Below are 23,541 nucleotides of genomic sequence, written 5' to 3' on the forward strand. Positions count from 1 at the left end.
ATTTTTGATTGCGGGAAAGAATTTTCAAACTGGAAAAACATCAGCAATCAACAGGATATCGACATTTATTTTGCAGACCCAGGCACGCCCTCTCAAAGAGCTCTAAATGAAAATTCAAATGGGTTACTACGAAAAACCGGTCTACCAAAAGAAATGGATTTCAATTCAGTTACACAAGAGTACATTTCAAGCGTTTCTTCTAGAAGAAACAACATTCCAAGAAAGTCATTAAATTATCGAACACCACTTGAGTGTTTCTTAGATCATGTAGACAATGATATTTTGTCTCGCTTAATTTGACAAATCAAAATTCCATAAAATTTTTGGTTGCCGGATTCGAATTTATCGATTTCTTCTTTTTCGTTGGCAAAACTTTTGACCACGCGGATTCCAGAGATGCTGTCTTCAACGCCGGCATTCAGACGCCCGATTTGACGGCGTTGGTTCAGCTGTGCCTCTGCCATGCGCTTGCGGAAGTGGGTAGAGACGAACAACATAATCGGTAACATAATGAAAATCGTAATGGTCAATGGAAGGTTGATGAAACTCAGTACCAAGAATGAAACAACCAACTGAATCGTAAAAATAAAGTACTCTTCAGGGGCATGGTGGGTAAACTCTGTGATGTCAAACAAATCATTGGTCACCCGGGTCATGACTTCACCGACTTTGTTCTCGTTATAATAAGTGTCATCGAGTGTCATCAGATGCCCAAAAATGTCCCGCCGCATATCCGTTTCTATCATTGCCCCCATGCGGTGGCCGATATTCGTCATGTAATACCTGGCGATGACTTCGATGGATTTCAAGATGATGAATACTCCTGCAAGATACGCAATCACACGAGCAGTCAGATCTCCAGACGCTCCGTAATCGGTCAATTGCTGCAAAATGATCGGCAGGAAGAACATAGCTACAGTCGTTAAGGCTGAAGCGATAAGATCAATGGTCAGAATTTTCCAATATTTCTTAAAATAGGGTGCAATTACCTTAAGTAACGCAGTTGTCGATAACACCAAATCAGCTCCAAAAAATAATGATAACGTAACTCATAATGGTTATTATAGCGAACTAGAGGGACTGTCACAAATGGAATAGGAAACAGGCGGGGATTCTGCTCAACGCTTCCCAGTAGCGGAGGTGTTTTTTGTTTATGCACAAACGATTAAAGAGAAGATGTCACCATAAATTCCAATCGGGGTTGTAACAGTTTCCAAAAGCTGTTATAGTCAAGATGTACAAAAAATTAAATACGGAAGATCCTGGGAGTCTCGAATTGGAGGCTGAGAGTGATGTATATCAGACCAGTAACCTGATCAGCGTAATGGCTGCGTAGGGAGATCGACTTTATATACTGAGGCTCTTTCCTATGGATTTTTTTCGTAAGGAGGGGTTTTTTTATGGAAAAAAACTATGTCAGCTACGGAAATTGTTCAGTTGGAAAGCCTGGTTCCACGATGGGAATCACAGGCGCACGTTTCAATCTTTCACCGATGAGTGATGATTTCGAAAATATCATCCTCGGGGCAATCAAACAAGTCGACCTGTCCAAAGTATGGGCAGAAACCGACCATATTTCCACGGTTTACCGCGGGAAAGAGGAAGCGGTGTTCGATGCGTTGAAAGCAGCGTATGTCTACGCGTACACAGAAGGCGTACATATGTCTTTGGAAGCCACGATTTCAAAAGGCTGCCCTGGAGACAGCGACAGCGACTACACGTTGGCATTCGACAATCCGCGAGTTAACCGAGCAGAGACAAGCCAGATTGACTTCCCGGTCATCGGAAAATACGCGTTGTATCCGATGGGGTCAGACGATTACATGGCGACCATCGCAGAAGTGGTCAATGAAGGAATCGACCGCGAAGTGGTGACCGGTTCGGGGCATTACGGCACCAATTTGGGCGGTTCGGTGCAGGACGTGTTTGACTACTTGGAATATGTCTCGAACACCGTCGGAAAAACCGTCAGCCATTACGTCATTCAGTTCACGCTTCACTGCAACGTTCCGGAGACCGATATCCATGAATAGAGAAAAATTGACCTTACGCGATTATTTGTTGATGGCGCTGATTTCTGTGGTGTTTGGTGTGTTTTATCTCTTGGCGGTGTATGCCGGAACGGCGTTGTCGACGCTGTTGACGCCTTTTGGTTTGGGTGTGTTGGGGTACGAACCGTTTTATGGCGTATGGTTTATGGCGGCCATCATCACCACCTACTTGATCCGCAAACCGGTCGTCGGCATCATTACCGAAGTGATCGCCGCGTTGATTGAAGTGATGCTCGGGAACATGTTCGGCGTTATTGTGATGCTGAGTGCGTTCATTCAAGGGTTGGGGGTCGAGTTGCCGTTTGCGTTCACGAAGTACGAAAAATACTCCTACAAAGTAACGATGACGGCGGCTGTATCGGCAACGGTGGTCACCTTCTTGTGGACCGGATTCCGGAGCAACTACCTGGCCATGGACTGGCGCATTGTGGCGGCCATTTTCGTCATCCGTCTGTTGAGTTCGCTGTTCTTCACGGGTTACTTGTCCAAACGCATTTGCGACAAACTGGACGAAGCGGGTATTTTAACCTATTTGAACCCGGGTGGAGCAAATGAGTGACCGTGGCTTGTCGGTTTCCGGTTTGACGTTTCAAATTGGGGGCCGGACACTGTTTGAAGAAATTGATTTTGACATCGCACCCGGTGAGATGGTGCTGCTGTGCGGCCAGAGTGGAAATGGAAAGAGTTCGCTGGCTAACGTGCTGAACGGGTATTTCCCAGAAAACGGCGGGAACGTGCAGGTCCGACACATCAAGTTGGGCGGGAAAGAGCTGCAACACCTTTCTGTGCAGGAACGCTCCTGGTATGTGCGGACGATTTTTCAACATGCGCGGTTGTCTTTCAGCATGAAAACGCTGCGGGAAGAGATGGTGTTCTGTTTGGAAAACGCGCAGGTTGCACCCGATGAGATGGACGCACAGATTGAAGAAAAAGCGCGCCATTTTCAGCTCACCTATCTACTGGACCGTCCGTTCGATGAATTGTCCGGCGGGGAACTCCAACGCGCAGCATTTGTGTGTGCGGATTTGGTAGATGCGCCGCTGTACATTTTAGACGAACCGTTTGCCAATCTCGATGAAGAAACCAGTCGTATCTATATGGATTATATAAAGAAACTGCTGCAGAGAGGGAAAGCGATGGTGGTGATCGATCACCGGTTGGACCGCTGGGAATGGGCGGAGCGTTGGCTGCTGTTGGACAAACAGGGGTGTCTGCACGACTTGTCGTTGTTCTCTCCAGAGAAAAAGAAAGAGCTGCTGCAGGCAGAAGGCGTACTCGTGGAGACACCTTCCGTGGAGAGACGCCGGAACAACGAATCGCAAGAAACCGTGTTGGAGCTGGAAGGGGTTCACATTGCCCACACAGACGTGAAGAAGCGGTCATTTTTCAGAAAAAAGCGGGAAACGATGCCGCTGCTGGACGACGTGTCGTTTTCTTTGAAGAAAGGAACGCTTGCGGCGTTGATCGGTCCGAGCGGGAAAGGAAAGACGACGCTGTTCAAATCCATTTTGAACGCCATGCCGTATCAGGGGACCATCCGCATCGGCGGGGAGGACATCCGGAATTTGAAGCCGGCCGACCTCTATTCCAAAGTAGGCATTGTCTTTCAAGACCCGTCCCTCCAGTTTGTGCAAACAAAGGTGTTGGATGAGATGGTCTTGAGTGTGAGGGCGTGGAAAAGCGCAGAAGAGGGACGGGAAGAAGCGGCGGCACGCGAGTTGCTGCTGGAACATCAATTTGAAGAGCAGTTGACCAAATCTCCTTGGTTGCTGAGCCAGGGACAGCAAAGACGGCTGGCGGTGTTGTGCATGACCGTTGGAAAGCAGCGACTCTTACTGGTGGATGAGCCGACATACGGGCAAGATGCGCAGAACGCCAAAAACATTATGGCCAAACTAAAGGAGCTGTGCCAAGCAGGCATCACGTGTTTGTTTACGAGTCATGACGAAGGATTGGTGGAGGCGTATGCGGATGAGATATACCAACTTAAAGACAGAAAGGTCAGGAAACAGCGATGATTGATGCCATTAACCCTACCGCTAAAACCATCGGCCTGTTGGTTGGATCTATTTTATTGGGAGTGACCTTTCAGTGGCAGACCAACGTGTTGCTTGCTCTAATTGGCTTCTTGTTTCTGCTCACATCCAATAGAACCAGTCTGAATCAGTTGGCCCGGTTTTTACTGCCGATTCTTCTGATTTCAGCCAGCTATTTCTTTACCGGCTGGCTGTTCCATTCCGAAGAAAATCTGTTGAGTATGGCGGTGGACACCATGACCGCTGCGGAAAATCCGGCACTGCTGAACGGCGTGACGTTAAGCACGAGGCTGTTGGCGTTTGCGATGTTGGGATTGAGTTTCAGTTTGACGACCGACTCGAACGAACTCGTCTACAGTTTCATCCAACAAGCGAAGATGCCGATGAAGATGGGGTACGCCATCTTGACGGCGTTGAATTTGACGTCACTGATTTCTCAAGAATACAAAAAATCTAAGCTGGCGCTCCAAGTCCGGAATTTGCCGGTCAGACCGTTCGATACCAAACCGTTGTTCACGATGATGGTCCGAATGGTCCGGTGGTCCGATCGGTTGTCGTTGGCGATGGAATCCAAAGGGTTCAGCGAACAACGGACGATGAAACAACAGATGAAAGTGCGTCCTCAAGATATCGTCTTCATGATTGGTTTTCCGTTAGCGATTGTAGGGTTGAACCTATTGTTCAGCTGAAACGGTAAAGGCACTTCCTCAGCGGGGAAGTGCCTTTTGTGGTTACTGGATGGATGCGGAATATTGTTGGATCTCTTTTTGAATTTCTTTTTTCAAGTCGTCGTTCTGCATGACATCGAGCAAAAACTCCCCTTTTTCATACCACGCGGCGGCCCCTTCTCTCCCGAGCAAATCGAGCAGCAGCCCTTTGCGCGAATAACAGAGAGCCAGGTGAAGGTAAAGATTCTTCTGGATGCATGCGTCCATCAACCGCTCGACTTCTGCCAATGCGGTTTCATAGCGTTTGTGTTGAATCAGTAGCAACACCAAGTTCATCTGCATGTTCGCGGATAAATTGTTGATACCGCGGAGGTTCTTGTATTTTTTCAATTGCTTTAAGGCCAGCGACACGATGGAAACGGCGGTGTCGATTGGAAAAAGATATAAGATGTTATTGAGCAGTTGAATATCGTATAAGTACCATGTGTCGTGTTTTTCCAGACGCTGCCAAATCGGTTCGACCTTTTGCTTGGCTGTTTCATAGTCGTTTTGGTCGGCGATAAGGATTAACGCATCGTAAATGGCAGCCAATTCCTATTCTCGAGTCGTCATCGTTGACTGGGAGACCAATTCTTTTTTATATTGGACAAGTCGTTCTTTGTCATTGTACTTCAACCGGCTCAACCGCAGCAGATGATTGGTGGATTGTTGGGAATAGTGGTTATGTACATATAAAAACTCCTCGACGGACATGCCGAGCTTTTCGAGCAGGGCAATCATTTTAGAAAAAGGGACGTCGATTTCGCCTTTTTCCATCTTTGAGTAATTTGATTGAGTCATGATGCCTGCGGAAAGTTGCGATTGAGTCAATGACAAGCTGGTGCGGATCATTTTCAATGTTTCTCCCATATGTGGCAACGGGACAGCCTCCTTTTAGTCAGATATAACTATTATACAGAATTTTTCTTTCTGCGTGGTAGTCTGATAAGGAAGGAGGAGTGGAAAATGAAAAAAATTACGCTTGTATGGTCCGCTGCTTTGGGTTTGTCGGGGATGTTGGTTATGGAAAAAGAAGTAAATGTGGAAAACGAATGGAACAACCTTTACATAGGTGTTGAGGAAAACAAACAAGAACACACGGTGCAGCCGCTGGGCGTTTGGCTGCCGGGTGACTTGGAAGATGAGGTCCTGCCGTAAGAAGTATGAGGGAAGTGAGGCAAAATGGGCGATATGCGTGCGCTATTGAATAAATACCGAGACCGTCTGTTGGTGAGGGAAACCAGAAAAAATCCGCTGGAAATCCTTCAAAAAATGGTGGACGTTCAAGAAGTTTCGTTTGTTCAGTCGGAACACCGCTGCTACGAAGTGATTGAAAACCAAAAGAGCCGTCCATACTATGCAGCGGTTGAACAGCTTTCTGATGGGAACAAATGGGTTGTTTACTGCATGGTGGATGAATCGGATGAACTGGTTGCAACGAACTGCGACTTGTTGTTGAAGGATTATAAATTATTGACGAGCGTCACACAAAGAGACATCGATGAAAATACCGCCCATTTGCTTGATTACCTTTCTATTTTCGAAGCCTACGAAAAAAGGTAGTCAGGCTTTTTTTGTATCAAAAAGCTTTCGATGGATTTTTTTAAAGGACATAGTATAAAATGAATAGTGTTGAAAACGCTTTTTGAAGAAGGAGGATCACACATGGACTATGTACGTCTGGGAAGAAGCGGGTTGGAAGTGTCGCGTCTTTGTTTGGGAGCTATGAGCTTTGGGGATCCGGAAAAGTGGATTCATTCGTGGGTGCTGCCGGAAGAAGAGAGCCGGGCCATCATCAAGCGGGCGTTGGATTTGGGCATCAACTTTTTTGACACAGCGAATGTATACAGTCTGGGTGCAAGTGAAGAAATTTTAGGTAGTGCCTTGAACGATTTGGCGGTTCGGGATGAGATTGTGGTGGCGACCAAAGTGCATGGCCGGATGTTTGACGGACCGAACGGCAGCGGGTTGTCGCGGAAACACATTCTAGCGCAAGTCGATCAAAGCCTGGAGCGATTGGGTATGGAGTACATCGACTTGTTGATCATCCACCGTTGGGATTACGATACGCCAATTGAAGAAACGATGGAAGCGTTACACGATGTGGTGAAGTCCGGGAAAGTGCGCTACATAGGGGCGAGTGCGATGTACGCGTGGCAGTTCCAAAAAGCGCAGTACACCGCAAAAATGAACGGATGGACCCCCTTCATTTCGATGCAGAACCATTACAATTTGTTGTACCGGGAAGAAGAGCGTGAGATGAATCCATTGTGCGAAGACTTGGGCGTGGCACTCACACCATACAGTCCGTTGGCATCTGGACGCCTGAGCCGTGAGTGGGCGGCAACCACCAAGCGGTCCCAAAGCGACAACATTGCCAAACAAAAATACGGCCACACCGAGGACATCGATAAAGTGATCGTTGACCGCGTAGGCGAATTGGCGGAGAAAAAAGGCGTTACCCGCACACAGATCGCGCTTGCTTGGCTGCTCGCACAAAAAGCGGTGGCGGCACCGGTGATTGGAGCGACCAAAATGGTGTACTTGGATGATGCAGTCGACGCCTTGGACGTCGTCTTGACGGAAGAGGAATTGGTGTATTTGGAAGAAACCTACCAACCGCATCCTGTGGTCGGACCGAAGCCGTATCCAAAAAAAGATTAAATAAAACAGCCGCCTTCCAGCATAGAGAAGGGCGGCTGTTATAAAATATATATTTTTGCGATGTTTACTCTTTTTTCCATACTCCAAGGGACTCATTTAGTAATGGAACGATTAGGATAGCGCCGATTATGGTAAGTGCCAAGAGGTTTATTCCATATGGCATCTTGAAAAGAGCGAAAACTAGCAGCAACAAGAAGTACACAAGGTCAAATACAAGGACTCTTATTCTCTTCTTGCGGGGGACATGTTTGTTTTTTGGAGTGAGAAGTGCTAGTCCTGTAGAAAAAGTGAGCCCCCATTGCCAGAACGTCGCATCTTCTGATGGAAGATAATACCCGAAAAAGCCCACGATTGAAATAATCACCAGTATGTATCCGAAAACGGACAGGCGGACAGTTTTATCGGATGGTGCTATATTTTCTCTCATTGTCTTGATCCTTTCATATGAATAATCAGTCATGTTCCTCTTATGTGTAAAGTGTACTAAACAGTTTAAGTATTTTAAAGAGCCCCTTATTTATGCAGAGCGTTTGCCTTCTTTAAGTTCAATGTTTTATAGGCAAAAATTAAAAGAAACGGAGTGATTTCATTGAAAAAAATGACTGTGGAACAAACCTTTTGGGACCTTTTTCCGGATGGACAAATCAACGTTTTGATCGTCAAAAGCATCGACAACCGTGTGCAGGAAGAAGACAACGAGTATTTTTCCGGGCTTCTGACACAAGGAAAAGAAGCAGCCAAAGAGTTTTTGACGGAAGAACCGTTCAGCCAAAACGAAGTGATCGAAGAATGGCGGGAAGCGTTTCGGAAATTCAAAACGAAAAAAGGTGCGCGTTCCTCCATTGAAGCATTGTTGAAGCGGGCGCACCAAGACCGGGAATTTTCCCCCATCAATCCATTGGTGGACCTCTACAACAGCGTGTCTTTGACGTGTGCAGTGCCGTGCGGGGGCGAAGACATCCAGTCCATCCAAGGCGGGTTGCGTCTAGGGAAAGCTGAAGGAGGCGAGACGTTCCGGCCGCTCGGAGCCGAAGAAGATGCACCGGCTCTTCCGGAAGAAATTTGCTACCTGGATGATGCGGGATCGGTGTGCCGGTGTTTGAACTGGCGGGAAGCCCAGCGCACGATGTTGACGGAAGAAACAACAGATGCGGTATTGGTCATGGAATCCATCAATAAAGAGCAGGCCAAGCGGGCGGATGAAGCGATGGAAGAGCTGAAAAAGCGGGTGGACGAGTACTTCCACACCGACAGCCAAAAAAGCGTTTTGGTACCATCCGCGCCTTCTTGTGCGTTAGGATAAAAGGACAACGAATTTAAGGAGGAAGACATCTATGGACGCATTTCTGTTGAACGACGGACATACGCTGCCGGCGATTGGGTTCGGTACGGTGGGTGTGCAGGGAGCCAAAGGTGTGATTGACCTCACCACGGCCATCGACAAAGGTTACCGGTTGATCGATACATCCACCAACTACAACAATGAAGGAATGGTGGGGGAAGCCATCCGCCACAGCTCGGTGCCGCGGGAAGAACTCATCATCAGCTCCAAACTCCCGGGACTGGCGCATGATTACGACAAAGCGTTCAAACTCATCCAAGAACAGCTGTACCGGATCGGAATTGACTATTTCGATAAATACTTAATCCACTGGCCAAACCCGAAAGTCGGCAAATACGACCAGGCATGGCAGGCATTAGTGGACGCGCAGAAACTCGGGCTGATCAAAACCATCGGGGTGTCCAACTTCTTGGAAGAACACTTGGACCGCATCATCGACAAGACAGGCGTCACGCCGGCGACCAACCAAATCGAGCGGCACCCGTATTTCAACAACAACGAACTGGTCCAGGTAAACAATGACCGCGGCATCTTGACGGAAGCGTGGAGCCCGTTTGGCCGGAACATCGTGGACATTTTGGCGGACAACACGCTCAAAAAAATTGCAGAGAAATACGATAAAACACCGGGACAGGTGGTGTTGCGTTGGAACTTGCAAAACAATGTCCTGCCGATTGTGAAAGCTTCTTCGCCAAAACACCAACAGGAGAACGTGGATGTGTTTGATTTTGAATTGACCGAAGAAGACATCCAAGCCATCGATGCGATGGACAAAGGAGAAGACGGCCGTGTGGAAGGCCAGCATCCGAACGAATACGAAGAGTTTGTTTAAACTCTTTCTACAAATCTAATTGTTCGAGGCACTTTCCTTTTTGGAAGGTGCCTCTTTTGGGTAAAATAAACGAGTAAACTTTCTTTTAAAAATACAGGGAACGGGGAAACTGTTATGCGCCTAAAAAACAAAAGCATTCTTTCCAAGTGCAGCGGTGGCGATTGGTCTGGCGATATTTGGCTGCGAGTCCATCACATTGGAGTCATCGCCTGAAATCGTCGAAGAAAAGCCGGCAGTGGCGGAAGTGAAAGCCGATAATACACCGAACCGGATCATCACCACATTCCACGGAGACAGCCGGACACAGATGGGGTTTAATTGGTATACGACGGATCGTTTTGAAGACGCCAAAGTGTGGGTCAGCACCGAGGAAGATTTGAGCGAACCGTTGGTGTTTGATGCCGAAGCGTCGGAAGTGACCAACCGCTATGCAGAGCGGACGGAAGACGGCTACTTTCTTTTTATGAATGAGGAAGGGTATTATACGGATGAAGGGCAAAAAGGACCGGAGTGGACGAACGGAGAAGAAGTGGGACGGATGGAACTGGTGAACGTCACCGAAGTATCTTATAAAGCAGTGGCGACAAAATTGTAACCGGGGACAACATACTATTATCAGGTAGGAAGCGAGGCAGGCGAAAAAAGCCCGGTTGGTACGTTCACAACCTCTGCGGAAGAAAGCGAACCGTTTACTTTCATCCAGTACACAGATACACAAAATGCCTTTTGGAACGAACATACCCGTAATGAAGCCGCGTTTGGAGCAGACACATTGAAACAGGCGCTGGATACCGCAGATGAAGCAGCTTTTGTCCTGCATACCGGAGATTTGGTGGAAACGGAGGAAGTGGAAGACGAGTGGGTAGATTTGTTTGAAAAGTCCGAGGAGCACTGGCTCCAGCAGCCGTTGGCGGTCGCAGCTGGCAACCACGATGATAACGTGCTGAATCATGGTGACATGCCTGTTTACGGAAAATTCAACGAACACATCAATGTGCCGGTCACCAACGACCACATCAGCGGCGGGTCGTATTATTCGTTTGACTATAACAAGGTGCATGTCGTTGTGGCCAACACCAATGACAACCGAGAATACGGAGCACTGGGCGAACAGCAGTTGGCTTGGATGGAAGAAGACATCCGAAAGGCTCGGGAAAACGGAGCGGAATGGATCGTTCTGGCTTATCACAAACCATTGTTTTCCAAATCGTACCATTCCCTCGGAGACAAAGACGTCCAAGCCGTGAGGGAAGACTTCATGCGGTTGATAGACGACTTGGATGTGGACTTGGCGCTTCAAGGGCATGACCACGTGCTTTCCAGAACCAAGCCGCTCACCTTCACAGAGGAAAACGACTTCAACGCCGAAGTGGAACAGACGGAAGTGGTGTTAGGGGACGACAACGTAGAGTACTACAAAAATCCTGAAGGCACCGTGTTTGTATTGCCGAACACTGCTGGCACCAAAGCGTACGCCGACTACTACGGCCGGTCGCTCGACTTTATCCACGAAGCGCGGTCCGGGTTGGAATGGCTGGATCAACAACAGGTCGACTATTACAACAACTTGTTCGCATTCGGCGGCCAGCCGCAAAAAGACAGTGTCTTCGCCGACTCCTACAGCAACAACCGCGACTCCGCCGTGCAAAGTTTCGCTGTCTATACCGTTGACGGCAACCGGTTGGAAGTGGAAATGTATCAAGTATACGGGGAACTGCTTGAGGGCGAAGAGCGCGTGGTGGAAAAAATACACGAGTTCGGGATTATAAAAGACTAAATGGACAATGTAAGGATGAACAGAACCTTCTTTTAAGAGAGGGTTCTTTTTCCGTTTAAAAAGAAAAATGTAAATGGAGTATTAACCATTTATACTTAAACTTGATAATTTATTCATTATTTTTACTTCATGTTTACTGGATGTCAACTTTTCTTATGTATATTGGACTAGTGGGCGGATGTTCATACATAGTTCCGCGTATATTGTAGTAGGAGGATGTAGAATGCATAAGAGAAAAAAGCGATTCGTAACGTTCACCACAATGGTGGCACTGCTCGGAGTGGGCGTGATTGGATGCCAGGACGTATCTTCGGGATCGTCTTCCGGGTTGATGGACACCAAACCCGAAGTGGCACAAATCGCAGCGGATAATTCCCCGAACCGGATCATCACCACGTTCAACGGGGATACGCAAACACAGATGGGCTTCAATTGGTACACGACAGATTTGTTTGAAGACGCCAAAGTATGGGTCAGCACCGAGGAAGATTTGAGTGATCCGCTGGTGTTTGAAGCGGAAGCGACAGAAGTGACGAGCCATTATGCGGAACGAACCGAAGACGGGTATTACATTTATGCGGATGTTGAATTGAGTGAAGAAGGCGACCCCGTTTTGGATGAAAACGGCGACCCGGTCATCAACGGCTATTACACGGATGAAGAGAAAGAAGGCCCGGAATGGACCAGCGGGGATGCGGTCGGGCACTTGGATTTGGTGGGTGTCACGGAGTATTCCTACAAAGCGTTGGCAACAGATTTGGAGCCGGACACGGAGTACTACTACCAAGTGGGGAGCGAATCCGGTGAAAAGAGCGAAGTGGGAACATTCGAAACGTCCGGCGAGGCTGGAGAAGCCTTTACCTTTATCCAATACACCGACACGCAGAACGCTTACTGGAATGAACACGTACGCAATGAAGCGGCTTTCGCTGCTGACACAATCAACCAGGCATTGGAAACAGCTGATGAAGCAGCGTTTGTGCTGCACACGGGAGATTTGGTCGAAACCGCGGAGGTGGAAGACGAGTGGGTGGACTTATTTGAACAGTCCGAAGACGCGTGGATGCAGCAGCCGTTGGCAGTGGCCGCCGGTAACCATGACGAATACGCGCTGAAGTACGGAGACGATCCGTTGACGGAAAAATTCAACGAGCACCTCAACGTACCGGTCACCAATGAAAAAGTCAGCGGAGGGTCGTATTATTCGTTTGACTACAACGGCGTGCACTTTGTTGTCGCCAACACGAACGACAATAAAGAGTCAGAAGACAACCCGGAAGGCAAGGCATTGGGGGAAGAACAGCTGGCGTGGATCCGGAAAGACATCCAGCAGGCACGGGACAACGGCGCGCAATGGGTCGTGTTGACCTACCACAAGCCGCTCTTTTCCAAATCGTACCACTCGCTTGAAGACGAAGATGTTCAAAAAGTGAGAGAAGCATTCATGCAGACCATCGACGAATTGGATGTTGACTTGGTTCTTCAAGGACACGACCACGTCGTCTCGCGCACGAAACCACTGGTGTTTGTGCCGACTGAAGAAAACTTCTCCAACGCGACCGTCGATCAACCGGAAGTAGTGTTGGGAGAAGACAATGTGGAATACTACAAGAACCCGGAAGGCACCGTGTTTGTGCTGCCGAATACCGGCGGAACAAAAGAATACGACGACTTGTACAGCAAGTCGTTGGAACACTTGCATAAGATGCGGCCGGATTTGAGTTGGCTGACGCAGGAAGACAAAGATTACTACAACAATTTGTTTGCGTTCGGCAGCCAGCCGCAGAAGTCGTCCGTTTTTGCGGAGTCCCATTCCAACAATCGAGACTCTTCGGTGCAAAACTTTGCCGTCTACAATGTAGATGGAAACAAATTGAATGTGGAAATCTACCAAGTGTTCGGCGACTTGTTGGAAGGTGAAGAACGCACGGTGGAAAAAGTCCACGAATTTGGAATCGTGAAAGACTAGGATACAAAGACGCACTTTTTCATGAAAGAAGGTCTCATGGAAAAGTGGGTGCAACAAGTTGGCCCACTCTTTCGTGAATAGGCTTGTCATAAAAAAGTGAGCGCAAAAAGCAGGCTTACTCTTACGTGAACCAGCTTGTCACGTAAAAGTGAGCCCTATACATAAAGAAGAGGCCGGGAATTCACTCCCGGCCTCTCTTTGTTAGGCTTCCTGTTTGACTGCCACTTTTTCCAACTCAGCTTTCAAATACTGCGCCAGTTCAAGCATGGCGTATTTTCCGGCGCGGGCTTCCGCATCCGCGTTGTAGTTTGTGTTTGTGTTGACGTCATACGTGTAGACGTCGCCTTTTTCATCGATGATGAACTCCAATGCCGCCACGTCGACGCGTTGGTCTTTCAAGAACGCTTCGGAACGGGCGATTTGGTCTTCCGGCAGTCGGTCGATGATTTCAAACTTGTTTGCTTCCGGAATTTCTTCGCCGTTCGGACCGAGTTGGCACGCATCCGCCGGGCACAATTCGAAACCGTCACTGGAATCGACTTTCACCGCGTAGAAGTACTTCCCGCCGATAAACTCTGAACGGATGATGTGGCCGTCCACAGATTGGATGTACTGTTGAATCAGACTGATGCCGTCCACGGAGTCTTCAAATTCCGGTCCGTTCACGTAGTCTTCCAATTCTTTCATGGAATAAAGCAGGCGGACGCCCAAACCTTTTCCAGCGCGGTTATGTTTGATGATGAACGGAAATTCGTTCAATTTTTCTGCAGCTTTCAAAATGTTTTCTTTCCCGACCGCCCCAATCGTTTTCGGCGTTTGGATGCCGTGAGCCTGCAGAGCCAAGTATTGCTTGAGCTTGCTGACTTCAAGGTTGATGGCGCCGGTGCCGTTGATGACGCGGGCGCCTTTTTGTTCAAGCCATGTCAACACTTGATCCGTCAGCTCCGGTGCGTACCGGTTGCCGCGGGTGTGGGAAGAGGCGCTCATACGGTTGTAGTACACGCCGTCTGCCGGCAGAGACTGGATGTCCAGAAGCCCATCAGACAAATTCCATTCTTCATAAGGAACATCCAATTCTTCCAACCGGTCGATCAAGTGTTGCGTCCATTCCATGTTTTCGTGCAGGATGTGTACTTTTGTCATATTAACCTTCTCCTTTGAATGTATGATTAAGCTTTTGTGACGGAACGTTGAGCAGTTTTTGAAAAATTGACGCCTTCCGATTTGGCAACGACAGCCGGTGCCAACGCGTTTCCGACGACATTGACAGCGGTCCGTCCGGCATTGGCGAAGAAATCAACCGAAACCAACAAAGCCACGCCTTCAGCCGGCAGACCAAGTTGACCGGCGACGGCCAACAAAACGACCAGAGCACCGGAAGGAACCGCCGCGATGCCTTTTGTGATCACCGTCAAGAATACGACCAAGGTCAAGATTTGTCCCCAGCTCATCGGTGAGCCATACAAATTGGCGACGAACATCACCGACAAGCTGACGTACAGGCAGGCGCCGGTGAGGTTGAACGAATAACCGAGCGGAACAACGAATGAAGCGATGGAAGACGGAACACCAAATTTCTCCAACCGTTCAATCAATGTCGGCATCACGACGCTGGAACTGCCGGTGGTGAACGCCAAAAATGCGGGTCCTTTGATGTGTTTCAACAACTCCATATACGGCACCCCGAACAAGGCGGCAATGATTGGAAAGACCACAACGACGGCTCCGAGGTACAGCCCGAAGAGAAGCAGGACGAACTGCCCGAGTGAAACCAACTGTCCAAGGCCGCCTTCCGCCATGTCGCTGGCCAATACACCGAACACCCCGATTGGCGCAAAAGCGATGGAGTAATCGACGATTTTGTACATCGCTTTAGACCACGAACGCAGCACGTCCACGACTGGTTGGCCGGTATCTCCGATGGCAACCAAGGCAAATCCCAACAACACACCGAAGAAGAGAACCGGCAGCAAGTCGCCGGATGCCATCGCGGATACTATGTTGTTTGGGACGATGCTTAAGAAAAAGTCTTCGAAATTGATATTGGACGCAACGCCTTCGATGGCTCCGATGCCCGCTGTGCCGGCTTGCACCGCTTGGCCTATGCCTGTTAAACGGCCGATGACAAGTCCGGGAAAAATCAGGACGGTCGTCACCAAGAAAAAGAAGAGGAAGCCTTTGACGGCGACACCGCCGAACCGTTTGGCGTCTTTAATGTCTACAATGGCCAATACAACCAACGGGAAAATCAATGGAACAATGACCATTTGAATCAAATTCAAGAACAGCGATCCGAGAATTTCCATTCGGCTTCCAATTGCAGGAAAGAAATAGCCCATCAGAATCCCTGCGAGAGCGCCGATTAAGACCTGCACCAGCAAGCTGGGGCGTTTCAATGCATTTCTCATGTATGATTCCACCTTTTTTGGGAAATAAAAAACGTGCACAAACAGCGAAAAGGCTGTTCATGCACGTTGTAAATTCATCTTTTTTTGGTTCTTTTTACGTGAAAATGGTTACAATACGACCATTTAAAGCACGCAGAAAGAATGTGTCTGAGGAAGAGTCTCAGACGAAAGAGATGAATGTACGCAGCATGAAGAACCCTTTGTTGGACAACAAGGGCAGCAACAACATACTGTCTGTACACACATCTGTTTTTTCATCGGTGACTCCTCCTTTTTTTGAGATTGCTTTCATTTTTCTTTACAGATTGAGGCCTCAAATCCATAAAGTAACGACAGTCTACCACGAAACGAAAACACCGTCAAACATTTTTTGATTCACATACATGTTTTCTTTTTCCAGAGAAAAGGGGTATAATGAACGAAGGGAATGAAGTTCTCCCTTGGCGCGAGCCTAAACCGCTGAAAAGCTGATGACTTCTGGATAAGAACGGAACCCGTCTGTCCAGAAGTCATCGGCTTTTTTATTATTTTATGAGTGAAGGAGCAGGAGGATGCTGACGAGTATTGCGTTGATTTTTTTAACGGGGATGTGTTTAGGGGCTGTGTTCAAGCGGATCGGTCTGCCGAGCTTGGTGGGGATGATACTGACCGGAATTTTGTTGGGGCCGTCTGTTTTGGACGTACTGGATGAATCGCTTTTGGCCGTGTCGACGGATTTGCGTCAGGTGGCATTGGTCATCATTTTGTTTCGGGCAGGTTTGTCTTTAAGTGTAGAAGACTTGAAAAAAATCGGGCTTCCTGCAGTTTTGATGAGCTTTGTGCCCGCGGTGTTGGAGATTATCGGCATCGTGCTGCTGGCGCCTCTTTTGTTCGGCATTTCTGTGGTGGATGCCGCAGTGATGGGAGCGGTGGTTGCGGCGGTCTCCCCGGCAGTGGTGGTGCCGGCGATGCTTCATATTATGGAACAAGGATACGGTCAGAAGCGGCGGGTTCCGCAGCTCGTGCTGGCGGGAGCATCGATGGACGATGTGTTTGTGATTGTCTTGTTCTCTTCTTTTTTGGCACTGTCGTTAGGAGGAGAAATCACTGTTTCCGGATTTCTGGAAGTCCCGGTGGCGATTGTGACGGGCGTTGTCGTCGGCGCTCTTTCCGGTTGGCTGCTGCAAAAGGTTTACCGGTCGTTTCATATGCGCGACACAGCCAAAATCATGATGCTTTTAAGCGTTTCTTTTCTGCTGTTGGAAGCCGAAACGCTGTTCAGCGGGTTCCTTCCGATGTCCGGATTGCTGGCCATCATGGCAATGGGGCTCGCGCTCAACCAATTTTACCCGGAGCTCGCCGCGCGCCTTTCGGGGAAGTACAACAAACTGTGGGCTGCCGCACAAATCTTGTTATTTGTGCTGGTGGGAGCATCGGTTGATGTGGCGTATGCCCTTCAAGCAGGAGAAGCAGTGATTGTGTTGATACTAGGCGCACTGGTGTTCCGTGTGGCCGGTGTTTTGTTGAGCCTGTGGCCGTCTTCATTGAACAAAAAAGAAAAAATGTTTGCGGCCATCAGTTATATGCCGAAAGCCACCGTTCAAGCCGCCATCGGTGCTGTGCCGCTTTCCGAGGGATTGGCGAGCGGCCAACTCATACTGACCGCAGCTGTCGCAGCCATCTTGCTTACCGCACCTTTGGGAAGCTTTTTAATTGAAAAGACTTACAAAAAATTATTGGATTCTCCCAAAGATATAACCGGGTAAATTGTGATATAGTGGGGAGATAAGAGAGAATAAAGAAGAGCTTGTTGAATTGAAGTAAGGAGGAGAAACATGAAAAAAGTTCTCGTTGCAAACCGAGGAGAAATCGCCATCCGGATTTTCCGGGCGCTCACAGAATTGGACATCGCGACAGTCGGGGTCTACGCGCAGGAAGATGCCGGTTCGCTGCACCGATTCAAAGCGGATGAAGCCTACTTGATCGGAGAAGGCAAGAAGCCGATTGAAGCGTACTTAGATATTGAAGGTCTCATTGAAATCGCCAAAGATGCCGGAGCGGATGCCATCCATCCTGGGTACGGATTCTTGTCGGAGAACATCGATTTTGCCCGTCGCTGCCAAGAAGAAGGCATCACGTTCATCGGGCCGGAATTGAAACACCTGGACATATTCGGGGACAAAATAAAAGCTAAAACGGCAGCCAAAGACGCTGGCATTCCATCCATCCCAGGATCGGACGGACCGGTTGATTCAATGGAAGACGTGGTTGCATTCGGCGAAACACACGGTTACCCGATCATGATCAAAGCGGCTCTCGGAGGAGGCGGACGCGGAATGCGTGTGGCCCACGATGAAGCGGAAGCCAAAGAAGGGTTTGAACGTGCCCGCAGTGAAGCCATTTCCGCTTTCGGCAGCGGAGAAGTGTATGTGGAAAAATACATCCAAGACCCGAAACACATCGAAGTGCAAATTCTAGGTGACACCCACGGCAACATCGTTCACTTGTATGAACGGGACTGCTCCGTGCAGCGCCGTCACCAAAAAGTGGTGGAAGTCGCACCGTGTGTCAGCATGTCGGATGATTTCCGCGAACGCATCTGTGGCGCGGCGCTTCAATTGATGGAGCATGTCGGCTATGTGAATGCCGGCACCGTGGAATTCTTGGTGGAAGGGGATCAGTTCTATTTCATCGAGGTTAACCCGCGTGTCCAAGTGGAACACACCATCACGGAAATGATCACAGGAATTGACATCGTGCAGGCACAGATTCAAATCGCGCAAGGCAAGGACCTGCACAAAGACATCGGCATTCCGCAGCAGGCGGACATTCCGTTGATCGGCGCAGCCATCCAGTCCCGGATCACCACAGAAGATCCGTTGAACAACTTCTTCCCGGATACCGGAAAGATCAATACATACCGTTCACCGGGCGGATTCGGCGTGCGTTTGGACGTCGGAAACGGGTTCCAGGGCACCACCGTCACGCCGTTCTTTGACTCCCTACTGGTGAAAGCTTCCGTGCATGCGATGACGTTTGAGCAGGCCATCCGCAAAATGAAACGGGTATTGGTGGAATTCCGGATCCGGGGTGTGAAAACAAACATCCCGTTCTTATCGAATGTGGTGCAGCATCCGCAATTTGTGTCCGGAGAAGCCAAAACAACGTTCATCGATTCCACACCGGAATTGTTCCAGTTTCCAAAAACATTGAACCGCGGAAACAAAACGTTGGCCTATTTAGGAAACATCACAGTCAACGGGTTCCCGGGGATTGAGCGTGGAGAAAAGGACTTTTATGAAAAACCACGTATGCCGGAACACTTGGAATTACCGGCAGAACCGGTCGTTTCAGCGAAGACGATTTTGGATGAACAAGGAGCCGATGCCGTCAGCAAATGGGTGACGGATCAAAAACGGGTCTTGTTGACGGATACCACATTCCGCGACGCGCACCAAAGCTTGTTGGCGACACGTGTCCGGACGCGGGATTTGGCGGAAATCGCACAAGCCACACAACAAGGCATGCCACATCTGTTTTCCAATGAAGTATGGGGCGGTGCGACGTTTGACGTGGCGTACCGTTTCTTGAGCGAAGACCCATGGGAACGACTCCAGAAATTGCGCGAGCTGATGCCGAACACGTTGTTCCAAATGTTGTTCCGCGGCTCAAACGGTGTCGGATACCAAAACTACCCGGACAACGGGCTGGAACGCTTCATCCAAGCGGCCGCCAAAAACGGCGTCGATGTCTTCCGGATTTTCGACAGCTTGAACTGGACAAAACAGCTTGAAAAGAGCATCCAATTTGTCCGTGACACCGGAAAAATCGCGGAAGCGGCAATCTGCTACACCGGAGACATCAATGATCCGGCGCAGACGAAGTATACCGTGCAGTACTACAAAGATATGGCGAAAGAATTGGAACACTTGGGTGCACACATCATCGCCATCAAAGACATGGCCGGCCTCTTGAAGCCGCAAGCTGCGTACCGGTTGGTCAGCGAGTTGAAAGCCACGACCGACTTGCCAATCCATCTGCACACACACGACACAAGCGGCAACGGCATTTTGACCCTCTCAGAAGCCACCCGCGCCGGCGTGGATATTGTGGACGTGGCGCAGAGCGCGATGAGCGGCACCACCAGCCAACCGGCGATGAGCAGTTTGTACTATGCATTGGAAGGAACCGAACGCCAGCCGGAGTTGAACATTTCTAACGTGCACCAGATCAACCATTATTGGGAAGATGCGCGGAAATATTACGACGTCTTCGAAACCGGCGTACAGACCACTTCAACGGAAGTCTACCAGCACCAGATGCCGGGCGGCCAGTACACCAACTTGCAGCAACAGGCAAAAGCGGTGGGATTGGGCGACCGCTGGGACGACGTGAAAGACATGTACGCCCGCGTCAACCAACTGTTCGGCGACATCGTCAAAGTGACGCCGTCTTCCAAAGTGGTCGGCGACATGGCTTTGTTCATGATTCAAAACGAGTTGACGGAAGAAGACATTTACGAACGCGGCGAAAGCCTAGATTTCCCAGAATCCGTTGTCAGCTTCTTCCGGGGTGATTTGGGACAGCCGACCGGCGGGTTCCCGGAAAAACTCCAACAAATCGTCTTGAAAGGCACCGAACCGTTGACCGAACGGCCGGGCAGCCTGCGCGAACCGATTGATTTTGATGCCTTGAGCCAAGAGCTGGCTGAACAAATCAAACGCCAACCGACGGAAGAAGAACTGTTGAGTTATATGATGTATCCGGAAGTCTTCTTGGAATACGTCGAGAAGCACGACCGGTTCGGAGACGTCACGAAACTCGATACACCGTCGTTCTTCCACGGCATGCGCACCGGCGAGCAGATTGAAGTGGTGATTCAAAAAGGGAAAACCTTGATCATCAAATTGAATCAAATCGGCGAAACGGACTCGGAAGGAAACCGCGTCTTGTACTTTGAATTGAACGGACAAGGCCGTCAGATTCAAGTGAAAGACGCCAGCATCACCAGCACGAAAGCCATCCGCAGAAAAGCGGAGCCGACCAACAAAGAACACGTCAGCTCCACGATGCCGGGCTCGGTGTTGGACGTCTTGGTTAAAAAAGGCGACCGCGTCCAGCAGGGCGATCCGGTTGTCATCACGGAAGCCATGAAGATGGAAACCACCATCCGGGCCGCCATGGACGGCGTTGTAGGCCAGATTTATGTCATCAACGGCGACCAGATCGATTCCGGCGATTTGCTGATTGAAATCAAACCGAAATAAGCGGAAAGCTGTCTGCTCGAATGAGAGCAGGCGGCTTTTTTGTTTTATCGTTCCCAAAAGAGAGCAGCTGGGTGGTTTCGCATCGATAAATGAGCTTTATCGATGCGAAAGGCAATGTAAATAAACAGCGCACATCGACAAAAGCAGTGTATCAATCGAAAAAGCGCCAAGACACTCTTTTCAAATCGTACAGTCTGGAAGCAACGGCGCAGGACATCAAAAAAGCTGTCCACCTTTTGAGTGGACAGCTTCTTATTCATGAGGATGACAGTTGATGGCTTTTATCCCTGGATTCCTACGGCGTTTTTTCCCGAAAGGGACTCCACTGCATTCATGGCGTCATACACATTTCTTGCGGTCACCTCTGGAACTGCCAGCTTGAATGTTTCTGAATCAGACGCAGCGAAAGCAGCAATTTTCTCCGCTTTTTCGCGTTTGTTTTCTTTCACTCCGAAATCTTCCAGCCGATGAGGAAATTGGTTCTCTTCGAAGAACGGCAGAAGGCGGTGAACTTCTTCTTCGTCTCCTGAAGCCCATAATTGGACCAGCACACCATAGGCAACTTTGACGCCGTGTTCAAAAGGATGGGTTTCCGGAACGAGAGACATGCCGTTGTGGACAGCGTGCGCCCCGGCCATCCGACCGTATTCTCCCGCGAAGCCGCCGACGGTTCCCGCAATGGCGACCACCGCTTCAGCCACTCGTTGGAAAGCGGGAGAGACCACACGGCGGTCCATGCTGTCCAACGCATCCTTGCTGTCTTCCAAGAGAATCTGCTGGGTGACTTTCGCGGTTTGAAGCCCGACTTTCACCATCGCCGGCAGTTGGCCGTCGACGTGCCGTGTGATGCCTTCTGCTTCGTACCATTTGGCCAGTGTATCCCCGATGCCGCCCATAAAATACTTTTTAGGCGATTCGACCAGCAAATCCAAGTCCATCAAGCAAAGCAGCGCTGCTTTTTCATAGTAATCCACGACTTTGAACGTATGATCGGGATGGTAAACCGCCGAAAGAGGAGTGTAAGCCGCGCACGTTCCCAAGACAGTGGGGATTGTCACGTATTCCACTTGCAGCAGTTCGGCTGTCCCTTTTGCCGTGTCCAGTACCCGGCCGCCGCCGATGCCGACGATACAGTCGGTTCCTTCGACAAGGGAAGACAAACGTTCCATGTCTTCATGAGAAGCTGTTCCGTCATAACGATAGACCGGCAAATTGAGCGATCCTGTGTAATATTTCTGAAAAGCTTCGTAGGATTTTTCTCCTGTGATGATGACTGGATGAGTGAACGAAGCCACTTTCTGGTCCAGGTATTTTAAGGCTCCCGGTTCACATAAGAACTGCCCGGGACCTGGGCGGACCACTTGACTTAAACGCATAATGCATACCTTCTTTCTTTAATAATTAGACGAAGTAGTGGATGCAACGGTCGACATGCCGCTTTTTTTGTTTGAAAGGTCTTTGCGGCTGCAGAAGCTGGCATAGATGGTTCCAAACAATGTGTGGACAATCGTGCCGGCTGCGCCCGCTAAAGCTGTGGCCGGACTGAAGTGGGTCAAGCCCAGGCTTCCTGCCAATCCGGTGTTTTGAACGCCGGTTTCAAGTGCCATGGCCCGGGTGGTAGGGAGATCGATTTTGAATGCTTTACAAACTCCGTAAGCAAGGGCGTATCCGGAAAGGTTGTGTATCCACACAATTAAGAACATGACCATGCCGGTTCCAAGAAGCGTTTCTGAATTGACCGCGACCGTTCCACCTAAAACCAACAATACAGCTGTAGCGGAAAGGGAGGGCAGGGCAGCTTCCACTTTTTTGAGATGGCGCCCGAAGAAGTAATTCAAGACGAGGCCGCTCACAATCGGCAGCATCACGACTTGGATGATGGACCAGAACATGCGCCAAAAGTTGATCTCCAAGTATGCCCCGCCATAAAAGGACAACAACAAAGGCGTCAAGACCGGCGCCAACAACGTTGAGACGGAAGTGGCTGCCACGGACACTGCCACGTTGCCGTTTACTAAGTAGGTCAACACGTTGGAAGAAGTGCCGCCTGGAACCGAACCGACCAAAATGAGACCGAGAGCGACTTCATCCGGCAACCGGAACAGTTTAGCCAATAGAAAGGCGAAAAGCGGCATAAACGTGTATTGCATGAATGTGACCAGTACCACATGGCCGGGTTTTTTGAAAACGGCGGTAAAATCGCCGGCCTTCATCGTCAGTCCCATCGTAAACATGACAATCTGCAAGAACAGCGTTGTGTGACTGCTGGCCCATAGAAAAGTGCGGGGTACAAAAAGCGCTGCGGCTGCTACACCGACCACCACAAAAGCCAAGTATCGGTTATAAAAATGATTGAATGTGTTAAATAAGTTCATAAAAAGTCCTCCTGATAGTTTAGGTGATATTACGGCAGAGCAAAAATCTCACTTTCCATGGCGGTCACTCCTTTCAACATACAAAAAAGCCATCCATTCAATAACTGAATGGATGGCTTCGGTCCCATTCAGCC

Annotated in this window: 24 protein-coding genes and 2 riboswitches; of the genes, 16 read left to right on the top strand and 8 right to left on the bottom strand. The window is 49.3% G+C overall.

Going from position 1 to position 23,541, the window contains the following annotated elements; genetic code table 11:
* Positions 1-300, top strand: a 300-nt coding sequence (locus G470_RS14015; protein WP_156907927.1) for an IS30 family transposase, incomplete at its 5' end; no start/stop codon positions are given.
* Here G470_RS14015 and G470_RS12565 read toward each other — a convergent pair.
* Complete coding sequence (locus tag G470_RS12565; RefSeq protein WP_051258397.1) at positions 264-1,016, bottom strand: ABC transporter ATP-binding protein; 753 nt, start codon at positions 1,014-1,016, stop codon at positions 264-266. The two genes, G470_RS14015 and G470_RS12565, sit on opposite strands and share 37 nt — an antisense overlap.
* Positions 1,017-1,252: 236 nt before the next feature.
* Positions 1,253-1,356: riboswitch (TPP riboswitch) on the top strand.
* A 44-nt stretch (positions 1,357-1,400) separates the two neighbouring features.
* Here G470_RS12565 and G470_RS0103380 point away from each other — a divergent pair.
* Genes G470_RS0103380 through G470_RS0103395 form a run of 4 tightly spaced genes read left to right on the top strand, consistent with a single transcriptional unit; the run spans position 1,401 to position 4,776 of the window.
* Complete coding sequence (locus G470_RS0103380) at positions 1,401-2,033, top strand: YkoF family thiamine/hydroxymethylpyrimidine-binding protein (RefSeq protein WP_028273600.1); 633 nt, start codon at positions 1,401-1,403, stop codon at positions 2,031-2,033.
* Positions 2,026-2,610 carry an ECF transporter S component gene (locus tag G470_RS0103385; protein WP_028273601.1) on the top strand — a complete coding sequence of 195 codons (585 nt, stop codon included), beginning with the start codon at positions 2,026-2,028 and terminating at the stop codon, positions 2,608-2,610. The genes G470_RS0103380 and G470_RS0103385 overlap by 8 nt, the downstream gene beginning before the upstream one ends.
* Positions 2,603-4,069: an ABC transporter ATP-binding protein gene (locus G470_RS0103390; RefSeq protein ID WP_028273602.1), complete on the top strand. Its 1,467-nt coding sequence runs from the start codon at positions 2,603-2,605 to the stop codon at positions 4,067-4,069. Before G470_RS0103385 ends, G470_RS0103390 begins: the two co-directional genes overlap by 8 nt.
* Positions 4,066-4,776 (top strand): energy-coupling factor transporter transmembrane component T family protein, encoded by a 711-nt coding sequence (locus tag G470_RS0103395; protein WP_028273603.1) that lies wholly within the window; start codon positions 4,066-4,068, stop codon positions 4,774-4,776. The genes G470_RS0103390 and G470_RS0103395 overlap by 4 nt, the downstream gene beginning before the upstream one ends.
* 42 nt (positions 4,777-4,818) lie before the next feature.
* On the opposite strand, the gene G470_RS0103400 is transcribed toward G470_RS0103395, so the two are convergent.
* Together G470_RS0103400 and G470_RS0103405 are read right to left on the bottom strand one after the other, a co-directional pair.
* Positions 4,819-5,346, bottom strand: coding sequence for an Rgg family transcriptional regulator (locus tag G470_RS0103400; RefSeq protein ID WP_028273604.1), 528 nt, complete (start codon positions 5,344-5,346; stop codon positions 4,819-4,821).
* 3 nt (positions 5,347-5,349) lie between these two features.
* The gene (locus G470_RS0103405; protein WP_028273605.1) at positions 5,350-5,664 is read right to left on the bottom strand and encodes a helix-turn-helix domain-containing protein; all 315 of its coding nucleotides are present in this window, start codon (positions 5,662-5,664) and stop codon (positions 5,350-5,352) included.
* Between the two features lie 96 nt (positions 5,665-5,760).
* Here G470_RS0103405 and G470_RS0103410 point away from each other — a divergent pair, with 96 nt between their 5' ends.
* The 3 genes from G470_RS0103410 to G470_RS0103420 all read left to right on the top strand — a co-directional run bounded on the left by G470_RS0103410 (position 5,761) and on the right by G470_RS0103420 (position 7,458).
* The gene (locus tag G470_RS0103410) at positions 5,761-5,952 is read left to right on the top strand and encodes a hypothetical protein (RefSeq protein ID WP_028273606.1); all 192 of its coding nucleotides are present in this window, start codon (positions 5,761-5,763) and stop codon (positions 5,950-5,952) included.
* Between the two features lie 24 nt (positions 5,953-5,976).
* Positions 5,977-6,357 (top strand): hypothetical protein, encoded by a 381-nt coding sequence (locus tag G470_RS0103415; protein WP_028273607.1) that lies wholly within the window; start codon positions 5,977-5,979, stop codon positions 6,355-6,357.
* A 102-nt stretch (positions 6,358-6,459) separates the two neighbouring features.
* Positions 6,460-7,458 carry an aldo/keto reductase gene (locus tag G470_RS0103420; protein ID WP_028273608.1) on the top strand — a complete coding sequence of 333 codons (999 nt, stop codon included), beginning with the start codon at positions 6,460-6,462 and terminating at the stop codon, positions 7,456-7,458.
* A gap of 64 nt (positions 7,459-7,522) precedes the next feature.
* On the opposite strand, the gene G470_RS0103425 is transcribed toward G470_RS0103420, so the two are convergent.
* Positions 7,523-7,918 carry a hypothetical protein gene (locus tag G470_RS0103425; RefSeq protein ID WP_028273609.1) on the bottom strand — a complete coding sequence of 132 codons (396 nt, stop codon included), beginning with the start codon at positions 7,916-7,918 and terminating at the stop codon, positions 7,523-7,525.
* Between the two features lie 138 nt (positions 7,919-8,056).
* On the opposite strand from G470_RS0103425, the gene G470_RS12570 reads away from it, so the two are divergent.
* The 5 genes from G470_RS12570 (at position 8,057) to G470_RS12580 (ending at position 13,378) form a co-directional block, all read left to right on the top strand.
* The gene (locus G470_RS12570; protein WP_051258401.1) at positions 8,057-8,761 is read left to right on the top strand and encodes a B3/B4 domain-containing protein; all 705 of its coding nucleotides are present in this window, start codon (positions 8,057-8,059) and stop codon (positions 8,759-8,761) included.
* A 31-nt stretch (positions 8,762-8,792) separates the two neighbouring features.
* The gene (locus G470_RS0103435) at positions 8,793-9,632 is read left to right on the top strand and encodes an aldo/keto reductase (RefSeq protein ID WP_028273610.1); all 840 of its coding nucleotides are present in this window, start codon (positions 8,793-8,795) and stop codon (positions 9,630-9,632) included.
* A gap of 154 nt (positions 9,633-9,786) precedes the next feature.
* Positions 9,787-10,227 carry a fibronectin type III domain-containing protein gene (locus G470_RS14650; RefSeq protein WP_051258398.1) on the top strand — a complete coding sequence of 147 codons (441 nt, stop codon included), beginning with the start codon at positions 9,787-9,789 and terminating at the stop codon, positions 10,225-10,227.
* Between the two features lie 102 nt (positions 10,228-10,329).
* Positions 10,330-11,409 (top strand): metallophosphoesterase family protein, encoded by a 1,080-nt coding sequence (locus G470_RS14020; RefSeq protein WP_205617877.1) that lies wholly within the window; start codon positions 10,330-10,332, stop codon positions 11,407-11,409.
* 223 nt (positions 11,410-11,632) lie between these two features.
* On the top strand, positions 11,633-13,378 hold the full coding sequence (locus tag G470_RS12580; RefSeq protein WP_084172063.1) for a purple acid phosphatase family protein: 1,746 nt from the start codon (positions 11,633-11,635) through the stop codon (positions 13,376-13,378).
* A gap of 201 nt (positions 13,379-13,579) precedes the next feature.
* Here the strand turns inward: G470_RS12580 and G470_RS0103450 are convergent, their stop codons facing one another.
* Positions 13,580-14,521 (bottom strand): ATP-grasp domain-containing protein, encoded by a 942-nt coding sequence (locus G470_RS0103450; RefSeq protein ID WP_028273611.1) that lies wholly within the window; start codon positions 14,519-14,521, stop codon positions 13,580-13,582.
* A gap of 26 nt (positions 14,522-14,547) precedes the next feature.
* Positions 14,548-15,786, bottom strand: coding sequence for a dicarboxylate/amino acid:cation symporter (locus G470_RS0103455; RefSeq protein WP_028273612.1), 1,239 nt, complete (start codon positions 15,784-15,786; stop codon positions 14,548-14,550).
* A gap of 414 nt (positions 15,787-16,200) precedes the next feature.
* Positions 16,201-16,273: riboswitch (Fluoride riboswitch) on the top strand.
* Between the two features lie 64 nt (positions 16,274-16,337).
* Here G470_RS0103455 and G470_RS0103465 point away from each other — a divergent pair.
* The 3 genes from G470_RS0103465 to G470_RS0103475 all read left to right on the top strand — a co-directional run bounded on the left by G470_RS0103465 (position 16,338) and on the right by G470_RS0103475 (position 21,307).
* Positions 16,338-17,531, top strand: a complete 1,194-nt coding sequence (locus G470_RS0103465; protein WP_028273613.1) for a cation:proton antiporter domain-containing protein — start codon at positions 16,338-16,340, stop codon at positions 17,529-17,531.
* A 69-nt stretch (positions 17,532-17,600) separates the two neighbouring features.
* Complete coding sequence (locus G470_RS0103470; RefSeq protein ID WP_028273614.1) at positions 17,601-21,032, top strand: pyruvate carboxylase; 3,432 nt, start codon at positions 17,601-17,603, stop codon at positions 21,030-21,032.
* A gap of 89 nt (positions 21,033-21,121) precedes the next feature.
* Positions 21,122-21,307, top strand: coding sequence for a hypothetical protein (locus G470_RS0103475; protein WP_028273615.1), 186 nt, complete (start codon positions 21,122-21,124; stop codon positions 21,305-21,307).
* A 6-nt stretch (positions 21,308-21,313) separates the two neighbouring features.
* Here G470_RS0103475 and G470_RS0103480 read toward each other — a convergent pair whose 3' ends face one another.
* The gene (locus tag G470_RS0103480; RefSeq protein WP_028273616.1) at positions 21,314-22,408 is read right to left on the bottom strand and encodes an iron-containing alcohol dehydrogenase family protein; all 1,095 of its coding nucleotides are present in this window, start codon (positions 22,406-22,408) and stop codon (positions 21,314-21,316) included.
* 18 nt (positions 22,409-22,426) lie between these two features.
* Positions 22,427-23,407 carry a bile acid:sodium symporter family protein gene (locus G470_RS0103485; RefSeq protein ID WP_028273617.1) on the bottom strand — a complete coding sequence of 327 codons (981 nt, stop codon included), beginning with the start codon at positions 23,405-23,407 and terminating at the stop codon, positions 22,427-22,429.
* Positions 23,408-23,541 lie beyond the last annotated feature (134 nt).

Origin of the sequence: Atopococcus tabaci DSM 17538, from assembly GCF_000429585.1 — a bacterium.
Lineage (GTDB): Bacteria > Bacillota > Bacilli > Lactobacillales > Carnobacteriaceae_A > Atopococcus > Atopococcus tabaci.

Bases quoted from the DNA above. Each gene is read 5' to 3' on its own strand.
- G470_RS0103380 (WP_028273600.1), top strand. From the start codon at position 1,401: ATGGAAAAAAACTATGTCAGCTACGGAAATTGTTCAGTTGGAAAGCCT.
- G470_RS0103385 (WP_028273601.1), top strand. From the start codon at position 2,026: ATGAATAGAGAAAAATTGACCTTACGCGATTATTTGTTGATGGCGCTG.
- G470_RS0103390 (WP_028273602.1), top strand. From the start codon at position 2,603: ATGAGTGACCGTGGCTTGTCGGTTTCCGGTTTGACGTTTCAAATTGGG.
- G470_RS0103395 (WP_028273603.1), top strand. From the start codon at position 4,066: ATGATTGATGCCATTAACCCTACCGCTAAAACCATCGGCCTGTTGGTT.
- G470_RS0103405 (WP_028273605.1), bottom strand. From the start codon at position 5,664: ATGGGAGAAACATTGAAAATGATCCGCACCAGCTTGTCATTGACTCAA.
- G470_RS0103410 (WP_028273606.1), top strand. From the start codon at position 5,761: ATGAAAAAAATTACGCTTGTATGGTCCGCTGCTTTGGGTTTGTCGGGG.
- G470_RS0103415 (WP_028273607.1), top strand. From the start codon at position 5,977: ATGGGCGATATGCGTGCGCTATTGAATAAATACCGAGACCGTCTGTTG.
- G470_RS0103420 (WP_028273608.1), top strand. From the start codon at position 6,460: ATGGACTATGTACGTCTGGGAAGAAGCGGGTTGGAAGTGTCGCGTCTT.
- G470_RS0103425 (WP_028273609.1), bottom strand. From the start codon at position 7,918: ATGACTGATTATTCATATGAAAGGATCAAGACAATGAGAGAAAATATA.
- G470_RS12570 (WP_051258401.1), top strand. From the start codon at position 8,057: ATGACTGTGGAACAAACCTTTTGGGACCTTTTTCCGGATGGACAAATC.
- G470_RS0103435 (WP_028273610.1), top strand. From the start codon at position 8,793: ATGGACGCATTTCTGTTGAACGACGGACATACGCTGCCGGCGATTGGG.
- G470_RS12580 (WP_084172063.1), top strand. From the start codon at position 11,633: ATGCATAAGAGAAAAAAGCGATTCGTAACGTTCACCACAATGGTGGCA.
- G470_RS0103450 (WP_028273611.1), bottom strand. From the start codon at position 14,521: ATGACAAAAGTACACATCCTGCACGAAAACATGGAATGGACGCAACAC.
- G470_RS0103455 (WP_028273612.1), bottom strand. From the start codon at position 15,786: ATGAGAAATGCATTGAAACGCCCCAGCTTGCTGGTGCAGGTCTTAATC.
- G470_RS0103465 (WP_028273613.1), top strand. From the start codon at position 16,338: ATGCTGACGAGTATTGCGTTGATTTTTTTAACGGGGATGTGTTTAGGG.
- G470_RS0103470 (WP_028273614.1), top strand. From the start codon at position 17,601: ATGAAAAAAGTTCTCGTTGCAAACCGAGGAGAAATCGCCATCCGGATT.
- G470_RS0103475 (WP_028273615.1), top strand. From the start codon at position 21,122: ATGAGCTTTATCGATGCGAAAGGCAATGTAAATAAACAGCGCACATCG.
- G470_RS0103480 (WP_028273616.1), bottom strand. From the start codon at position 22,408: ATGCGTTTAAGTCAAGTGGTCCGCCCAGGTCCCGGGCAGTTCTTATGT.
- G470_RS0103485 (WP_028273617.1), bottom strand. From the start codon at position 23,407: ATGAACTTATTTAACACATTCAATCATTTTTATAACCGATACTTGGCT.